Origin of the sequence: Rhodococcus sp. NKCM2511 (genome assembly GCF_014905595.1) — a bacterium.
Lineage (GTDB): Bacteria > Actinomycetota > Actinomycetes > Mycobacteriales > Mycobacteriaceae > Rhodococcoides > Rhodococcoides fascians.
Genome location: NZ_BNHJ02000005.1, coordinates 16,979 through 34,365 on the forward strand (window position 1 = coordinate 16,979; position 17,387 = coordinate 34,365).

The window sequence follows — 17,387 nt, forward strand, 5'->3', positions numbered from 1 at the left end:
CTGCTACAGAATCCTTCGCCGCAATCCGCTGGCCCGCAGGACCTGACGTTCGACTCCGGCTCGGATGGCCTCCTCGGTGCCGATCACCCGTACATGCGACCGCGCACGGGTGATCGCGGTGTAGAGCAACTCGCGAGTGAGCAGAGTCGATGCCTCGGCGGGCAACAGAACCGACACGGTGTCGTACTGGCTGCCCTGGCTCCGGTGAATCGTCATCGCGTACACGGTCTGGACGGCAGAGAGGACGTTCGGGTGAATGAGAACGTGGCCGCGACCCCGCGCGAAAGCAGCCATCGGAGTTCCGTTCTCACCCGACACCACAACACCCGTGTCTCCGTTGTAGATTCGCGCTTCGTGATCGTTGGCCGTCACCAGCAGCGGCTGACCGGGGTACCAGTAGGCGGGGTCGAGAAAGGTCTTGTTCGCTTCTCCCACCCACTCGAGTGCCAGCCGATCCCACAGCGCAACGCCCCACCGCCCCTCACGGTGCGCGCACAGAAGTCGATGCTTCTCCAGTCCCAGCAGCGCCGCGGCGGCGTCACCGCGGGTTGCCGCCGCTGTGACCTCGGCGGCGGTATCGACCACGTCGGCCCGCAATGCGTCGGTGTCCTCGGGTGCATGGAACGAGATCTGGTCGTCACCGGATTCGAGTAATTTCATCACCTCGTCACCGCGGCCGTCTCGAACTGCGACGGCCAGACGGGCGATCGCGCCACCGAATCGTCGACCGCGGCTGAGCCGAACCACTCCGCCGCGCAACCTGTCTCGCTCGAACGCACTGAGCGCCGCCTCGTCCGGATCCTCGGCTGCGTCGAAATCCGCGTCGACCAGGTGCGCCAACACAGGGTTCTCGGTGCCGGTGACCGGCCGTGCCACGAGGTCGGCCAACACTGCTCCGGCGTCGACGGACGTCAACTGATCGGGATCGCCCACCAGTATCAACCGCGATTCCGGTCGAACTGCTTCGAGCAGTCGGCACATCATCGTCAACGACACCATCGACGTCTCGTCGACGACCACCACGTCGTAGGGCAGTCGATTGTGGGAGTCGTGACGAAACCTCGTCTTGCTGCCCGGTTTCCACCCGAGCAGGCGATGCAGAGTCATTGCTTTCAGTTCTGCCGGGAGGCCCAGCAGTCCCGCTTGCTCGGCCACCGACTCCTGCAGACGAGCGGCAGCCTTGCCGGTGGGGGCGGCAAGACCGATTCTCACATCGCTGCCGTGTTCTCGAACCAACAGCGCCAGAATTCGAGCCACCGTGTGGGTCTTACCGGTGCCCGGCCCGCCGGCTATGACAGTGGTCCAGTGCGTCGCCGCGAGGGCTGCTGCAATGCGTTGTCGATCGGGAGGGGTGGTGGGTGCGCCGGATTCGTCGATGAACAATTCGGCCAACGCACGGTCGATCTTTGCACCGTCGACGACGGGGTGCGACTGCGATCGAGCGTCGAGTATGCCTCGAACTGTGTTCTCCTGCAGGTGATATCGATCCAGGTACAGCAGTTCACCCAGGTCGGTGCGCACCAGCTTCAGCGGCGTCAGCGGCCCGTTGGCGCTGCCGACCACGAGCGGGCTGACCGCCAACCCGTCGAGAACGTCGGACAGATCGGGCCAGGGAAGAAGGCTTGGATCCACGTCCGATTCCTCGTCCACCGTCACATCCCGCAGGCGCTGCAGGTCGAGACATATCGATCCTGATCGCACTGCGCGCACTGTCAGAGCCGTGGCGAGCAGCACCGGTTCGGAGGCTTCCCCGGCCAGGGCACCGAGCCGCAACGCCACGTGCACGTCGGCCGCTGTCAGTACACCGGCGTCGTTGAAGGACCGCAGAATTCCGCTGCCGCGCAGCGCCGTCGAGACACTCGTCATCGTTGCACCTTTCCGGCGAGCAGATCCGACAACTCGACCACCAGTGCCGCAGGCGGATCCCAGTCGAACACACCGCAGCCGGCCGGAGTCTGCGGCCCCACCATGCCCCGAACGAACAGGTACCGTACTCCGCCGAGATGCGTCTCCGGCCGGTAGTTCGGTTGACGCCATCGCAAATACCTGTGCAACGCAACGGCATACAGAATGGCCTGCAGCGGATAGTGCGACCGAATCATCTCCTGCGCCATCTTCTCGCGCGTGAAATTGCCGGTCGTCAGATCGCCTCGGGCCAGGCGGTTGGTCTTGTAGTCGACCACGATGTAGCGAGGGCCGGGTACCCGAAGAACGGAGTCGATACTCCCGGTGAGAAAGCCGCGCAGTGGGGTGGCTTCCACTGCATCGAGCAGATCGGCGTAGTCCGCGAGGACATCCGCCGGGTCGAGATGTCGACGCAGCAGCTGCGCAACCGATGTCAGAGTCACACTCGATTCCACCGGGTCGTCGCCTCCGGCCAAAGGCAGTTCGAAATCCAGCTCGGCCAGGTGGTCGTTCGGCGCGATGTCGGCCAGCGTCCCGAAGCCCAGCGGTGTCTGCATCACCGGCAACAGGGCGGCTGCCAGAGCCGTCGGATCGACATCTGCCATCCGTGAGGCAACGGCAGCTCTGCAGCGTTGCTCGAGTTCGGACAGTAGATCGGCTGCGGAGGTATCGACGTGTTCGAGGGCCTCGTGCACCAGCGTTCCGAATGCGGCACCGGCCGGCATTCCGTTCATAGGTGACGCGATCCCGTCCACGGTCTCGTCTGGGTTCGCGCTTCCCAGCGGAGGTTCGACAGGCTCATCCGCTTTCTCGGGCCGCTCGGCCTCACTGGTCACCCCCACCTCCGGCTCGACGGGCGACGCATCGTGCGCGTGAGCCGTCAAGGCCGAGTAGGACGTTCGACGCCACAGCAAATCCAGAGCACGCCCGAAGCGAGCGGCAGTGACGTCGCGGTGTTCCTCCTCGGGTCGAACCCACTGCTGATCCGAGGGTGGTGTGGGGCCGACTGCCTCGATCGAGATCAGATCCGCTGACGGACCGACCCAGGATTGCACGCGGTTGGCGGTAGTGGCGTCGTCGAGCACCTTGTACGACGGCTCCGGCTGCGCAATCCCCGGAATGCGGCCGAACAGCATGCGGTGCAACGACGACGTAGCAGTGTTGCGTCCCGGTGCCCACCACAACACCACCTGGCACTGGGCTCTGGTGAGTCCCACGTACAGCAGCCGTAGTTCTTCTCCGGCTTCTTCACGATCGTTGACAAGCTTTCGTGCTGCGTAGCCGGCCCCGGAGGGACCGCCGACGTCCCGGATGCGGTGGCCGTCCTCGTGCAGCAGCAGGGTCGACGGTGAGCTGAAGTAGAGAGTGTCCCAGGCGTACGGAAGGTAGACGACGGGAAATTCCAGCCCCTTGCTCCCGTGCGTTGTCATGATCTGCACTGCCGCCGAGTCACTGTCGAGCCGGCGACTGCGATCGGTGGACCCGCCGGCTGCCGGTTCCTTGATTCGATCGGTGAGCCACCGAGTGAGAGCGGTGATTCCGTACGATTCGGATACCGCTGCGCGATTGAGCAGTTGGGCGATGTGCCGCAGGTCGGTCATCGTGCGCTCCCCCGCCTCGACCGCGAGCAACCGAGCATCGAGACCCGACTGCGCCGACACCCGCTCGAACACTGCCGCGAAACCCGCCTCGTCGAACAGCACGGAGTACTCACGCAGCCGGCTGCTCACCTGAGACAGAGCGTCCTCGGCCCCGGAATCGAGTTGGGCGGCAGTCCAACCGAGCAAAGGTGTCAGGGCTGCGAGTCTGACGCGGTCGGTGCGGTGCGGTTGTTCGATCGCTTGCAGTAGCCACAACCAGTGTCGAGCACTGTCGGTGCCGAAGACGCTGGTGCTGCTCGACACCACCGACGGCACACCCACTGCGTCGAGCGCATCTCGAATCAGCGCAACCTGTTTGGTCGTGCGAGTCAACACCGCGATGTCCCGCGGTTCGACCGTCCTCGGCCCGTCCGGCCGGTCCATGACGGCGTTCCCGGACAGGAGCGTCACGATCTCGGCCGCCACATCTGCAGCCACCCGAGAGCGGAGTCGATCCACCGCCGGGAATCCCGAACGCAACGGTCCTGCTCCGGTTCGGGGCAGATAGCGCAGCCGCAACGGAGGATGTCCTGTCATGCGCGAGAACGGGTTCCGCGCTTCGACGCGATGGACGACGATGTCGTCGTGTCCGAGGGCGGCACCTCCGTAGAGATGGTCCAACGCGTCGAGGAGCCCGGAGTCGCTACGCCAGTTCGCCGCCAGCTCGTACAGATGATCGGCCGACTGCACCGCATCCAGATAACTCAGCACTTCGGCACCGCGGAAAGCGTAGATGGCCTGCTTCGGATCTCCGACGAGGATCAAAGTCGTGTAGCCGTGAAAGGCCCGGCGCAGGATGTCCCACTGCATGGGGTCGGTGTCCTGGAATTCGTCGATCAACACGACACGGAACCGGTCTCGCACGCGCGCGCATGCTGCCTCCCCGTGCACGGGATCGGACAACACCGAGTGCAACAGTCCGAGTAGATCGTTGTAGTCGCGGATGCCGAGAAGACGTTTGCGACGCTCGACCTCACGGCGGGCCTCCCGAGCAAACTGCACCCGCAGGGCGGCTTCCCGGTTGCCGTCGTCACCGTCGAGGTCGGGGTACAGGATCGACTGTTGATCTCCGACGGCTGCCGCGGCCAGTTGTTGGGCGTCGCGTCGCCCGAACGGTGGTGCCTCGTCGTCGCCGCTGAACATCTGCAGATACAGATCGTCGACCACCTGCTCGAGCAGATCCGACACCGACTCGACGAACGTGGATTCGGGTTCGCGCTCACCCGCGATACCCAGCCCGTCGAGCATGCGTTGGCAGAAGCTGTGCGTGGTGACGATCGTCCCGGCGTCGAAGTCCGACAGCGCTTTACGCAGTCGCCGGCGCCGCCTGTCCACTTCCTCGTCGTCTGCCGCGGCGAGAAAGGCGACGAGAGGGTCGCGCGCACCACGCGCAGAGTCCGGATCACCGAGGTCTCGGGCGATCGACGCGAACCGGCTGCGGGTGCGATCGCGCAGTTCCTGGGTCGCGGCGCGACTGAACGTCACCAGCAGTAGATCCGAGATCTCGGCCAGTCCTTCGGCGATATACCGCGCCGCAAGTCCGACGATCGCGTACGTCTTGCCCGTTCCGGCGCTGGCCTCGAGCACGGTCGTCCCGGTCGGCATCGGACCGAGGAGGTCGAATCCGCGTGCGGCGGTCATGCGTTCCCCATGTTCTCTGCGGTCAGCAATGGATCCCACAACCGGCGGGAGAGAACTCCGAAGCGGCTCTGCTCGTTCGCGGGGTCGGTCTCGTCGTCGAGAGGGCTCGGATCGAGCAACGTTCCGAACGAGAGCGACGGGCCGTGCACGTATCGCAACGATCGGTCGGTGCCGTCACCGAAATCGCCGCGCCACGCCCAACCGGCAGATTCGTAACCGTCCTCGATCGATCCGCCGCCGAACCGCTTCTCCGCGTAGGCAGCTGCCGTCCCGGTCGAGATCGGCAGCGGCGCAACCAATCCGCGATCCCGCAGGTCCACCACGTCGCGGAGTACCGCGAGGGGATTCGGAGGGGTCGTCAGGCGGGACCGGCGAGGCGGACGCATTCCGCTGGCGCGCCCGATGGTGACCGCGCTCCACTCCCCCGGCTCGGACGCTGCCACCGCCAGCAGACGCACCCACGCCGCGAGCCTGTGCTTGGCCGCCAGCCGTGAATAGGACGAACGCACGAGTGTCCGGTCGTGAATGCCGGTGACGGTACCGGTCAGACGTCGCCCATCACCGAGATCGACCACGATGTCGGTGGTCTCGGCCGGGCCTTCGTGAAACGGCGCGGCCGCGTCGGCGATGATTCCGACGACTCGGCGGATGTCGGACATCTCGCGTCGACCTTGATGAAACGGAGGCAACGTGCCCCGCCGCCACTCGGCGTCGGCGAATTCGCCGATGTCCGTGCCGGCCAGCACCGCTGCCAACATCCGATCGCCGATGTTCCACCGAGACAACGGATCCAGTTCGATGTCGAGACTGTCCGCCAGATCGTCTTCGAGCTCGGGAACTCGAAACCCGAGACGTTGACGCAGAAATGCCTGAACCGGATTCTCCACGAACGCGATCACGTCGGCGAGTTCCACGTCGCCCGAATTCGCTGGGGGCAATGCATCTGGCAAGAACAACGGCACCGGTACGGACGGTCGCTGCTGAGACACTGCGCCCGCCAACGCCACCGTGTCGAAGCTGAACGGGTGTCGGGCCTCGAAATTGCGAGGATCGAAGGGCTGCAGCGGATGCCGGTGTTCGACGCTACGGCCGGCGGTCACGTCGAGAACGTCCATCAACTCGCGCAGCGGGATCGCGGGCGGCTTGGTCGATCCGTCGACGGGGTCGGCACCGGTGTAGAAGAGCAGTAGCTTTTCTTCGGCGGACATCACGGCGTCGAGCAGTAGTTGGCGGTCCTCGCTGCGGATGTCGCGTTCGCCGACGGCCGGGTCGCGTGCGAGGACATCGTCTCCGTCGAGGCTGCCGACGCGGGGGAACACCTCGTCGTCGAGACCGAGAAGGATCACGACGCGGTGCGGGACCGATCGCATCGGCACCATCGTGCACACGGTGAGCTCTCCGGTGCGAAAGTTCGCTCGGGTGGGGCGGCCGGTGAGCCGGCCACCGAGCATGGCGCGCACGTCCGCCAGCCGCAGCTCGGCGGTGTCGCCGTGTTCGGTGGCCTCGGCGATCTCGCGATGCGCTTGCGCCAGTTGCCATTCGTCGGCGGTGGGCACGTCGGCAAGCAGATCGAGGGTGCGGCCGAGCTGCCGCGTCCATTCGGTCACCGGGGCGCGCCCGGACAGCGCCCGTAGTACCGAGGCGAGCCGGTCGACCAGCTCGGCGAATCGGCCCGCAAGCCCGATGTCGTTACTGTCCACGTCGTCGAGGGGCAGCGCGAGGTCGAGATAGTCGTTCCCGCTCTCGTCCGCCGCCACTCCGAGGAGGATACGGTCGAGTGCGGACTTGAAGGTGTTCTGCCGAAAGTTGTTCAAACCGAAGGATTCTCGTTGTCGCACCGTCAATCCCCAGCGGGCTCCGGACGTGGCGACCCATTCGCGGAGGCGTTCGAGGTCGTCGTCGGTGAACGAGAACTTCTGCCGCACCGGGCCGCTCGCCGCGAAATCGAGTAGTTCGCTGGCCGTCACTCGCCCCTCGGAGAAGTCGAGCACCGTCGCCACCACATTCAGTACCGGATTGGTGCGACGCAGGCCCCGATCGGCGAGCCGGACCCGCAGTCGATGACCGGGATGCACCAATGTGGCCTGGCCGAAATTGGCACGGATCAGCGGCGCATAGGTCTCGACGTCCGGGCACATGACGAGCACGTCACGGGGTTCGAGAGTCGGGTCGTCGGTGAACAGATGCAGCAGAGACTCGCGTAGCACCTCGACCTGGCGGGCAGGCCCATGACATGCGTGAATCTGCACGGTGCCGTCGGCGAGCGCTGGATCGCCGTCCGTCGTTGCGTGGGAGGGCACTTCGTCGCCGGCGATGTCGGATTGGATCGTTCCGAGCAAGGTCCGCGTTGGTTCGGGCCCTTCGTGGTGCACGGTGTGATCGGCGATCGAGCCGATGGTTGCCTGCAGTTCCCGCACGTCGCGCGACAGACTCGCCAGCATCGGGTGCTCGACGGCCAGAGCGGTCACATCGTCGCGCCGTCGGGTGGCCGCCGGGATGTCGGCGAGTGTGGCCCACATCGACGGGCTGGGGTGTGGGATCCAGATGTGGACGTCGCGGTGGTGCGCGAGCGCGTGCAGGATGTCGAGCTGGTCGGCGGTCAGCCGGGTCGGACCGAACACCGACAACCTGGACGGTAGGTCCACCGCGTTCGATTCCGATCGCAGTGTCGAACACGTATCGGGAAGGCGCTCGGCGGGACTCGGACTGCCGATTCGCTCGCGTACCAGGCTCCATATCCGCGGTTGCCACGTCAGGTCGTCGTCCAGTTCCTGTCCGAGCCCGTCGGTGAATCGTCCGGCGCGCCAGTCGCGCAGCATCTGGGGTCGCTGAGATCCGTAGGCGCGGAACAGCTCCGCGATGTGCGCGGCCGTCGACCAGCGGCGCCCTACCCGATGATCGTCCGATCCCGAACCCAGATGCTTGGAGAGCACCGCGGCCCACGGTTCGGTGCGGCAGTCGTCGATCACCGACAGCGCGGTCCACAGCACTCGATTGTGAGACCACGGGTCGTCGTCGGGATCGATGCCGTCGACCTCGGAGATGGTGCGCGCGACCAACCTCGCCGGGCTCGGAAACTCGATGTTCGCAGCTATTCCATCACCGTCCGGAGCACCCAGGACGCTCGACAGACGCTGGGTGAGCCACCGCTCGACACCTCTCGCCGGCACCGACACGATTTCGGGTACGAAGGCATCGGGCAGCGGCTCGGACAGTACATCGGCGAGGGCTGCAGCGAGCGTTCCTGCACGTTCGGCGCGGTGGAGCGTCAACACGGTCGAAGTCCCCTGCCTGCTCGTCTGAGAACGCCCGAATTCGGACTGGTGACGACCCTACTCGAGCCACCGACAAGTTCTGTCCGGTGAGTCGAGCCCTCGGCACCGGTCCGTATATGCAGAACCCGACAGCAACGGAGGAGAACGGCATGTTCAGATACATTTTCGCGGTCGTGGCGGTCCGGGACATCGATATCGCGAACGCTTGGTACGAGAAGTTGTTCGACCGTCCGGCGGACAACAATCCGATGTCGACACTGGTGGAGTGGCAGGCCGCTCCCGGAGCATGGGTGCAGGTGACCGTGGATTCCGAGCGTGCAGGCTCGTCGCTGGTCAATGTGGCGGTCGACGACCTCGAATCGTTCGTATCGGCGGCCCACTCGCGCGGAATCGACTTCGCCGACATCGTCGAAGCGAACAAGGGCGTTCAGCTGTCCACGGCCACGGATCCCGACGGCAATTCCATCACCGCTATCGGCGGTTTTCGCGAGCACTACTGAGCCGGGGCGTGCCGTCTCGGCTCGAGGTGTAACGACGCTCGCACGCGGTGCGACATGGTGGAAGGAAATGCGACCGCCCGGTTCGGAAGAACGTGGGGTTGCTCCCGTCTCGCGGACACCCTTCGCCGCGAGACCGACACCCCGTGACCCGAGGACGATCCGACATGACCAGTGCCTACCCACCACCGTTCCAGCGCCCCGCACCCGAGCCAGCTCCTTCTCGACGACCCCTCGTCGGCAAGATCTTCGCCTGCGCGGCAATCGTTTTCGGCGCGATCTTCTTGATCGGAGCCATAATCTCGTTCGCGTTCGGTGCGGTACTCGTCGGCGCATCGATGCTCGCTGCGGGGATCGCGTACCTTCGGTTGTCCCCTGAGCGTGGACGCAAGGGTTGGGCCGTACCGGCGATCGCTGTTCTTCCGGCATTGATCGTCATGGGACTGACGGGATCGACCGAACCCGAGAAGGTGGCCGTCACCCCGGTCGCGGCCGTGCCCGCGCTGCCCACCGTGACGACGACCTCGGCACGTCCGACGACCACCACGCCGGCACCGACCACGACGACCACGGCTGCACCCACAACAGAGCCCGTCGCCGCGATCGTGGAAATACCGACGACGTCGGAGTACACCCCCGCTCCCGAGCCCGTCTTCATTCCCGAACCTGCCTACATCCCGGAGCCGGTGTACACACCCGAGCCCGTCTACACCGTTCCCGCGCCGTTGGCAGCGGTGCCGGAGAGCGTCTACTACGCAAACTGCTCCGCGGTGCGTGCAGCAGGCGCAGCCCCTATTTACGCCGGCGACCCGGGATACAGCAGCAAACTCGACCGCGACGGGGACGGGGTCGGCTGCGAGAACTAATTCACCATCCGCTGTGTCAGCTCGGCAGCCTCGCGGGAGTATGCGACGAGCATGACGAGGTCCACGGATGGCCGCGCTGCCTTGACGGCAACGACCTGTTGGGTGATGGCGTCGTGCATCGGCCAACCGTAGGACCCGGCCGAAATGAGCGGAAAGGCGATGGATTTCAGATTCATCGACGCCGCCAGCGCCAGGCTGCGCTGGTAGCACAGGCGTAGTAGTTCGGATCTGTCTTCGTTCTTCGAATAGCGCGGGCCGACGGTGTGGATCACGCAACTGGCGCGCAACCTGCCTGCGGTGGTGGCCACAGCGGCACCGGTGTCGAGGCCGTGGGGCAAGGTGGTGGCCCGCAACGCCTTGCATTCCGCGAGGATCGTGGGACCCCCGGCCCGATGCAGCGCGCCGTCCACCCCGCCACCGCCGAGGAGTCGGGTGTTGGCCGCATTGACGATCGCGTCTGCGGCCACCTCGGTGATATCACCATGCACTACGTCGATGATCGTCATGCGTCGTCCTTTCTCTCGGCGATCGCGATGGCGATGCGATCGAGGTCGTCGGCGCGCAGCCCCGGGTAGCCGTGGACCAGCTCGCGCCACTGCGTCGGGACCGCAGACGCACCCCACCGTGCGCCGAGAAGTCCGCCTGCGATCGCGGCGGTGGTGTCGGTGTCCCCGCCCGCTCGAACACACAATTCGAGTGCGGCGGGAAGGGGCAGCGATGCGTCTGCCGCGCGATGTATCGCCCACCAGGCCGTTTGGAGCGCGTGCACGACCCAACCGTTCTTCGGGAAGTCGGTCGGCTCGCCCTCCTGAGCGCTGTCGAGCAGCGGCTGCCAGAAGTCCCGGACATCGGGTTCTTCGTGGCGCAGGAAGTCGGCGATACCGTCGTACGTTCCGTGTAGCACCGCGTGCCGGATCGCGTGCGACCACAGTTGACATGCCTGACCGGCACGAGGATCGGAGTGGGTCAGCGCGCTGATCCGCTCCGCAGCAGCCCGGCATCCGGTCACGTCGTCGAGATAGGCCAGCGCGACGGGCGCGGTGCGCATCAACGAGCCGTTTCCACCGGTCCGGCCGGTCAGCGACGCCGCGACAGCGGCCATCTCCGATCCGGTGCTCGCTTTCTGCGACAGCACTTTCCGGGTCTGATTGCCGACGTCGGGAGGATTCACCGCGAACCAGGCGCGGAAGTTCGCTGCCACCTCGTCGACGTCTCCGCCGATCTCGAGAGCGCTCGCAACGCAGAGTGCCATCGACGTGTCATCGGTCCATTCACCCGGGGCCCAGTCGAACGCGCCGCCGCCGATCATCGCAATGGCGGTCTCCGGCGTCGGATATCCGAATTCGTACCCCGCGCCCAACGCATCGCCCACTGCAGTGCCGAGCAGAACCCCACGCGCCCGATCCCGCTGATTGTCGGTCAAGTTCATTCGCTACCCCTTAGATCGTTGTTGATCTAAAAATAGATCAGACTTGCGCTAAGCTGCAACCCATGACGTGGACGGACCGAGACGGCAAGGCTCTGACCGATTACCCGCGCCCTTCGGTTGCGGTCGATGTCGCGGTCCTGACGGTCCGTGAACAGCAGTTGCAGGTCGTTGTCGTGCCCTCGGAGCGGGGCATCGCGCTTCCCGGAACATTTCTGCGCCCGTCGGAAACCCTGACCGAAGCCGCCGAACGCGCCCTCGAGTCCAAGGCGAACATCGTCGATCTGCAGTTCCACCAGCTCAAGCTCTTCGACGAGCCCGGCCGCGACGACCGCGGTTGGGTGCTGTCGATGGCGCACGGCGCAGCAACACCGAGTCGATCATTGCCCGCGACATCCGAATCGGTCGCCATCGACGGTGTGGTGCCGGGCTCGACGCTGGCGTTCGATCACAGCGAGATGGTCACCGAGGCAGTGCTGGACCTCCGAGCTCGCTACGCGCGAGAGATCGACCCTGCCGGATTTCTGGATTCCACCTTCACGCTCCTCGAACTGCGATCGCTGTACGAAATCGTCTTCGATCGCGCGTTCTCCAAAGACACGTTTCGCCGCCACGTCATCACCGCGCTCGACGGAACGAGCACGACGACGACGGCAGGTGGCGGTCGCCCGGCCGAGCTGTACCGCCGGGCACCCGAGGCTGCACTGGCCGCTTCCGCGGACTCGTTCCTTCGCGGCTAGAGGCGTCGCGCGACGAAACCGGACATGCCAGCGGATAAGCTGCGAGCCATGGGATCGAAGCGGCCTGCCAACCGCGGACAGAAACGTGCAGAAAAGACCAAGGCCCGGCAACGGCGTCACCAGCAATCCCGGCCGACACCGACCGGTGTCGTATCCGAGCGGATCAGCGATCTGATCGACGGTTTCGTCGAGTGGCTCGACGAGAGCGAGATGTCGGAGCAGGCCGAGGCAATCTCACGGTTGGTGTCGTCGACACTGACCCAGTTGTCCGGTGCGCGCCACGGGTTCTCCCCCAGCGCGTGGATTCCCGCCGATGCGCACCTGCTGGTGGATGCTGCAGAACGCATTCTGCAGGAGGAATCGGAGACAGCCGAGGACACGGCAGTGAACCTCGTTCTGACGTCACTGCAGTATTTGACATTCCTCGACGAGACCGATCTGTGGGACGGCAGCCCCGAGGACTACGCACACTGCATGGAAGACCTCTCCGACTTCCTCGAGGGCGACGAGCCCGACATGCTCGACGCAGACGACATCGATCTGCCGAACGTCTCGCTCGACCAGGAGCTTGCGGCCATTTCGGCTCTGCCGCTGCTGCCTGCGCTCGATGACATCGTTGCTCGCGTCGCCGACGGACTCGCAGTGTCGGACGACGTCCATCTACGCACCGCCGTCGGCCCGGCTCCACTCGACCCCGCCGGACTCACCGAGTCCTCGGACGTTGCAGCCGTCGACTACTGGTCGACGGCCATCGCGACCGAACTGGTCCGGATCGACGGCGACACGGCCAAGCTCGGCGACAACGCCCCATCTCTGGCCAAGCGTGAGGCGGAGACCGTTCATGAGCTGGTTGCCGAACACGTCCGAGTGCAGCTGTCCGGAGACGCCGACGACCCCGACGTGTCCCGTTCGCTGGCCAACACGTTCGCGGTTCAGACCCTGCTGGCCGCGATGACCGACGAGCTGCCTCTGAACAACGAGGGCGAGGACTACGCCGATCTGGAGGGTGAGGACCTGCGGACGGCGCAGCTGATCGACCACCGGGTTCGATCTCTGATCGAGCAAGGCATTCTCGTGCGGATCGAAGAGGTCCTGGCGGTTCCACATGCGCTGCGTCCCGCTGTTCTGGACGGCGTGGCCGAGGCACACCCTTTCGGGGCGCTGGACGAGGAGACGCACGAGCCGCTCGAGGACTCGGCGTCGTCGTGAACGCACTCGCGCGCGCCGAGACTCTGTCGGTGCTCGCCGCTAGCGTGACCGACGCCGCGTTATCTCAGCGCGATTCGGGTAAGGAGCCGACATGAGCGATTCACTCGAGTTCGACTTCGACGTCGACTCGGCATGGATGCACTTCCAGCGCCGGCTCGGCGAGTACGTCAGCGCCATGCGCGACGGTGACGCCTTGGTGATCGAGTCTCGATACGACAGCACGGACGGCGTTCCGGACACCGCGGCCTGCGTCCAGTTCTACGCCTGGGATCTCGACATGGTTCGCTGTGAGCTGCCCGCCAACGAGCATCTACACAGTAGTCGCGCCATCACCGACGCTCAGCGAGAAGCACTGAATGCGTTGGGCTTTCGAACGTCTCGGGATTCCGAGCCGACGCCACCCCACGTCGACCGCAATCGCTCGTGGTCCGATGATCTGGCGAAGAAGACGGTCGCGGTGTTCCGTGACATCTGGGGCCTGCCGCACCCGTCTTTTCTGAGTTCGCGGGCCACCGGACGCTACGACGTGCCGAGCTTCGAGGCCAGCACCGAACCCGTCTCGGCAGTCGTTCCACTGTGCGTGCAGCCGAAAGGGAAGGACCACCTGCAGCAACTCGTCGATCGTGCACTCGAACCCTGGTTCGGCTTTCCGCCCGATCACGACCCCGACGGCGACATCCCTCTGCGATTCGTCAACGGCACCGCATACGTCACGGTCAAATCCACCGAGCCGGTCGTCGAGATCAACTCGACGTTGGTGCACGCGGTCACCGGTCGCACCCGCGCGGCCGAGTTGCTGGTCGATCTCAACGTGCAGCTTCCGGATGTGATGTTGCATCTCGTCCAGGACTGCATCGTGGCCCAGGTACGTGTCAGCGGATCACCGTTCGTGGCCGATCACCTGCTGTGGGCGGTCCGGATGCTCTCGCACGTGTGGGAGCAGGTCGACGACAAGTTCGCCGAGGACTTCGGGGGCAGGCTCGGCGAACCGACCCCTCCGGTCCTCGAAGGTGACGATTTCCCGGACGGTCTGCTTGCGTTGATAGAGCTGATCGCGGATACGCCCGATGCTGTCGAGCCACGCACCGTCCTCGAGTGCTGCTCTTCGGACCGTGACGTGGTCGTGTCGTATCTCCGCATCAGCGCCGAGCAGGAGGCATCGTGGCGCGGCATGGCGGTAGCCGCGGACCTGGGCGACGAACACTGCGATGTGGACGAGGCGGATCGCGAGGCCGCGAACTGGGGCAGCGCAGTGGCTGCCCTGCGGGAGGTGCTGCGGAGCACCCCCGAACAGGTCACTCCTGTGGTCGATCCGTCGGCGATCCAATTGCAGCTGTTCGAGACCGACGAAGTCGCGGAGGTGTCCGACGAGCGTTCGGACGATCAGTAGCGCCATCCGAACAGAAAAGTTTCGACGGGCTTCCCTTTCATGTTAACTGGGGTTACATTAACTCCATGTTCGCATCACGTTTGGAGAAGCCATGACACTGACGACCGGCACCACGTCCGTTTCGGTGGACATCGACGCCACGGACGAGCAGCAGTACAACGAAACACTCACGTTGCTGTCCGAGGGTTCGGTGCACAAACACTTCGATCCTTACGTCGACATCGACTGGGAGTCCGAGAAATTCGCGGTTCCCGCCAACGATCCCCGCTGGGTACTGCCCGCCAAGACCGACCCGATCGGGGGTCATGACTGGTACAAATCCCTGCCGCTGGACCGGCAGATCGAGATCGGCATGTGGCGTCAGGCCAATGTCGCCAAGGTCGGCCTGCAGTTCGAGAACATTCTGATCCGCGGCATGATGCAGTACGTATTCTCGCTGCCCAACGGTTCGGCCGAGGCGCGCTACTGCACCCACGAATCCATCGAAGAGTGCAACCACACCCTGATGTTCCAGGAGATGGTCAATCGGGTGGGTTCCGACGCTCCCGGCATGAGTCGACCGATGAAGATGCTCTCGCCGTTCATCCCTCTGTTCGCGACGCTGCTACCCGAATTGTTCTTCGTCGGCGTCCTCGCAGGCGAGGAACCCATCGACCACATCCAGAAGTCGGTGCTTCGCTCCGGCGAAGAGATCCATCCGATCATGCAGAGCGTGATGGCCATTCACGTGGCCGAGGAGGCTCGCCACATCTCTTTCGCGCACCAGCTCCTGCGTCGTCGTGTGCCCAAGATGTCCAGGATCGGACGCTTCCTGCTGTCGCTGGCCTTCCCGGTCACGATGCGCATTCTGTGCGACGTCATCGTCATCCCGCCGAAGAAATTCTGGACGAAGTTCGACATTCCGAAGAGTGTCAAGAAGGACCTCTTCTGGGGAACCGAGCAGTCGCAGCACGCTCTGCAGGACTACTTCGGTGATGTGCGCATGCTGGCCACCGATACCGGAATGATGAACCGGGCGGCTCGCCTGATGTGGAAGCTGTGTGGAATCGACGGCAAGGCATCACGTTTCCGTAGTGAGCCGGACCGCAGCTCCAGCCAGTTCGCCGCATAGCCCTCTCGACACCCCACGCGCCAGTTATCCGTACAGCAGCGCCCGCCGTCAGGAACCCCACATGCCCCACGTCGTCACCCAATCATGTTGCAGCGACGCGTCGTGCGTCTACGCGTGCCCCGTCAACTGCATACACCCCACCCCCGACGAGCCGGACTTCCTGACGGCGGAAATGCTGCACATCGACCCGCAATCGTGTGTCGACTGTGGTGCCTGTGTGTCGGCCTGCCCGGTGGACGCCATCGTTCCCCAGGCCAAACTGACCGAGGCTCAACTTCCGTTCCTGACCATCAACGCCGACTTCTACAAGCAGGAGCGGCCGCCACGGCCGATTCTGGCTCCGGTCACGCCGGCCGCCTCGGTGTCGAGAGATCGCCAACCGCTCCGAGTGGCGATCGTCGGGTCCGGACCCTCGGCGATGTACGCGGCCGACGAGCTGCTCACGCAGCCGGGGGTCAGCGTCGATGTCTACGATCGGCTTCCGCAACCGCACGGTCTGGCACGCCTGGGTGTTGCACCCGACCACCAGAAGACACGTCAAGTGTCACGGCTGTTCGAAACCATCTCGGCGCAAGAGGGATTCACCTATCACCTCGGCGTCGAGGTAGGAAAAGACGTGACGCACGACGAGTTGATGGACACCCATCACGCCGTGATCTATGCGGTCGGAGCGTCGTCGGATCGCGAACTCGGTATCCCCGGAGCCGAACTGCCCGGGCGCACTTCGGCGACCGACTTCGTCGCCTGGTACAACGGCCATCCCGATCACGCTCACCGCACGTTCGATCTGTCACACGAACGAGCGGTCGTCATCGGCAACGGCAACGTCGCACTCGACGTGGCCCGGATCCTGACCATGGACCCCGACGCACTCGCCGCGACCGACATCGCCCCCCACGCCTTGGAAGCGCTGCGCCACAGTGCCATTCGAGAGGTGATGGTCGTCGGTCGGCGCGGCGTGGCGCAATCCGCATTCACCGTGCCCGAATTCGCGGGACTGCTGACCGTCCCCGATATCGATCTCACCGTCGATCGCAGCGAGCTCGCACTGGATCCGGTGACGGTACGACTGGCCGGCACCAACGACCTGCCTCACGCGGTCGCCCAGAAGCTGCAACTGCTGCGGCACGTCGACGAGTCACCCGAGCACATCGACGGCCGAAAGCGCATCACGCTGCGCTACCTGCTCTCCCCCACTCGAATCCTGGGCACGGATCGGGTCACCGGGGTCGAGTTCGAGCGCATGGGTCTGACCGCCGACACCGACGATGTGGTGCGCAGCACCGCCACCGGCGAGATCGAAACGATCGACACCGGCCTCGTCCTCACCTCCATCGGATACCGCGGCGTCGCGCTGCCGGGAATTCCGTTCGATCACGCAGTCGGCATCATCCCCAACCTCGGCGGCCGCGTCCTCGAGGAAGTGGGCGGATCCCCGTCGACCGGTACGTACGTCACCGGGTGGATCAAGAGAGGACCTTCGGGCTTCATCGGCACCAACAAGTCGTGTGCTCAGGAGACCGTCGGACATCTGGTCGACGACTTCAACGCAGGCCGCCTGACCGATCCGATCGATCTGCCGAGCGCATGGACGGCGAGCTCGGGTCGAGGGTCGCTGCGTCGCTCGAAAGACAAATTGCTGGCACTGCGCCGATCCTGACCGATCGGCTCCGACACCCCACCCGGT

Annotated in this window: 12 protein-coding genes; 7 read left to right on the forward strand and 5 right to left on the reverse strand. The window is 65.1% G+C overall.

The features are described from left to right. Positions 1–3: 3 nt before the first annotated feature. The 3 genes from recD to recC are packed head-to-tail and all read right to left on the reverse strand — an operon-like array spanning position 4 to position 8,461. Positions 4–1,866, reverse strand: a complete 1,863-nt coding sequence (gene recD, locus JLZ96_RS23565; protein ID WP_201011409.1) for an exodeoxyribonuclease V subunit alpha — start codon at positions 1,864–1,866, stop codon at positions 4–6. Then, positions 1,863–5,186 (reverse strand): UvrD-helicase domain-containing protein, encoded by a 3,324-nt coding sequence (locus JLZ96_RS23570; RefSeq protein WP_201011410.1) that lies wholly within the window; start codon positions 5,184–5,186, stop codon positions 1,863–1,865. Before JLZ96_RS23570 ends, recD begins: the two co-directional genes overlap by 4 nt. After that, positions 5,183–8,461: an exodeoxyribonuclease V subunit gamma gene (gene recC / locus JLZ96_RS23575; protein ID WP_201011411.1), complete on the reverse strand. Its 3,279-nt coding sequence runs from the start codon at positions 8,459–8,461 to the stop codon at positions 5,183–5,185. The genes JLZ96_RS23570 and recC overlap by 4 nt, the downstream gene beginning before the upstream one ends. Positions 8,462–8,610: 149 nt before the next feature. On the opposite strand from recC, the gene JLZ96_RS23580 reads away from it, so the two are divergent. Both JLZ96_RS23580 and JLZ96_RS23585 read left to right on the forward strand, forming a co-directional pair. Then, complete coding sequence (locus JLZ96_RS23580; protein WP_201011412.1) at positions 8,611–8,961, forward strand: VOC family protein; 351 nt, start codon at positions 8,611–8,613, stop codon at positions 8,959–8,961. 164 nt (positions 8,962–9,125) lie between these two features. Then, a complete protein-coding gene (locus JLZ96_RS23585) occupies positions 9,126–9,824 on the forward strand; it encodes an excalibur calcium-binding domain-containing protein (protein WP_201011413.1) in 699 nt (232 codons plus the stop codon). Here JLZ96_RS23585 and JLZ96_RS23590 read toward each other — a convergent pair. Further along, positions 9,821–10,330: an O-acetyl-ADP-ribose deacetylase gene (locus tag JLZ96_RS23590; protein WP_057474882.1), complete on the reverse strand. Its 510-nt coding sequence runs from the start codon at positions 10,328–10,330 to the stop codon at positions 9,821–9,823. The two genes, JLZ96_RS23585 and JLZ96_RS23590, sit on opposite strands and share 4 nt — an antisense overlap. Then, a complete protein-coding gene (locus tag JLZ96_RS23595) occupies positions 10,327–11,253 on the reverse strand; it encodes an ADP-ribosylglycohydrolase family protein (RefSeq protein WP_201011414.1) in 927 nt (308 codons plus the stop codon). The genes JLZ96_RS23590 and JLZ96_RS23595 overlap by 4 nt, the downstream gene beginning before the upstream one ends. Positions 11,254–11,315: 62 nt before the next feature. Between JLZ96_RS23595 and JLZ96_RS23600 the strand changes: the two genes are divergently transcribed. The 5 genes from JLZ96_RS23600 to JLZ96_RS23620 all read left to right on the forward strand — a co-directional run bounded on the left by JLZ96_RS23600 (position 11,316) and on the right by JLZ96_RS23620 (position 17,360). Next, on the forward strand, positions 11,316–11,990 hold the full coding sequence (locus JLZ96_RS23600; protein WP_201011415.1) for an NUDIX hydrolase: 675 nt from the start codon (positions 11,316–11,318) through the stop codon (positions 11,988–11,990). Positions 11,991–12,038: 48 nt separating this feature from the next. After that, entirely contained in the window at positions 12,039–13,199 is a 1,161-nt protein-coding gene (locus JLZ96_RS23605) for a hypothetical protein (protein ID WP_236254223.1), read from the forward strand. A 91-nt stretch (positions 13,200–13,290) separates the two neighbouring features. After that, the gene (locus tag JLZ96_RS23610) at positions 13,291–14,589 is read left to right on the forward strand and encodes a hypothetical protein (RefSeq protein WP_201011416.1); all 1,299 of its coding nucleotides are present in this window, start codon (positions 13,291–13,293) and stop codon (positions 14,587–14,589) included. A gap of 91 nt (positions 14,590–14,680) precedes the next feature. Then, the gene (locus JLZ96_RS23615; protein WP_032372914.1) at positions 14,681–15,700 is read left to right on the forward strand and encodes a diiron oxygenase; all 1,020 of its coding nucleotides are present in this window, start codon (positions 14,681–14,683) and stop codon (positions 15,698–15,700) included. 61 nt (positions 15,701–15,761) lie between these two features. After that, positions 15,762–17,360, forward strand: coding sequence for an FAD-dependent oxidoreductase (locus JLZ96_RS23620; RefSeq protein WP_201011417.1), 1,599 nt, complete (start codon positions 15,762–15,764; stop codon positions 17,358–17,360). The last annotated feature ends 27 nt before the right edge of the window (positions 17,361–17,387 follow it).

Excerpts from the sequence above, each read along its gene's own strand:
- recD (WP_201011409.1), bottom strand. The coding sequence starts at position 1,866 with ATGACGAGTGTCTCGACGGCGCTGCGCGGCAGCGGAATTCTGCGGTCC.
- JLZ96_RS23570 (WP_201011410.1), bottom strand. The coding sequence starts at position 5,186 with ATGACCGCCGCACGCGGATTCGACCTCCTCGGTCCGATGCCGACCGGG.
- JLZ96_RS23580 (WP_201011412.1), top strand. The coding sequence starts at position 8,611 with ATGTTCAGATACATTTTCGCGGTCGTGGCGGTCCGGGACATCGATATC.
- JLZ96_RS23585 (WP_201011413.1), top strand. The coding sequence starts at position 9,126 with ATGACCAGTGCCTACCCACCACCGTTCCAGCGCCCCGCACCCGAGCCA.
- JLZ96_RS23590 (WP_057474882.1), bottom strand. The coding sequence starts at position 10,330 with ATGACGATCATCGACGTAGTGCATGGTGATATCACCGAGGTGGCCGCA.
- JLZ96_RS23595 (WP_201011414.1), bottom strand. The coding sequence starts at position 11,253 with ATGAACTTGACCGACAATCAGCGGGATCGGGCGCGTGGGGTTCTGCTC.
- JLZ96_RS23600 (WP_201011415.1), top strand. The coding sequence starts at position 11,316 with ATGACGTGGACGGACCGAGACGGCAAGGCTCTGACCGATTACCCGCGC.
- JLZ96_RS23605 (WP_236254223.1), top strand. The coding sequence starts at position 12,039 with ATGGGATCGAAGCGGCCTGCCAACCGCGGACAGAAACGTGCAGAAAAG.
- JLZ96_RS23610 (WP_201011416.1), top strand. The coding sequence starts at position 13,291 with ATGAGCGATTCACTCGAGTTCGACTTCGACGTCGACTCGGCATGGATG.
- JLZ96_RS23615 (WP_032372914.1), top strand. The coding sequence starts at position 14,681 with ATGACACTGACGACCGGCACCACGTCCGTTTCGGTGGACATCGACGCC.
- JLZ96_RS23620 (WP_201011417.1), top strand. The coding sequence starts at position 15,762 with ATGCCCCACGTCGTCACCCAATCATGTTGCAGCGACGCGTCGTGCGTC.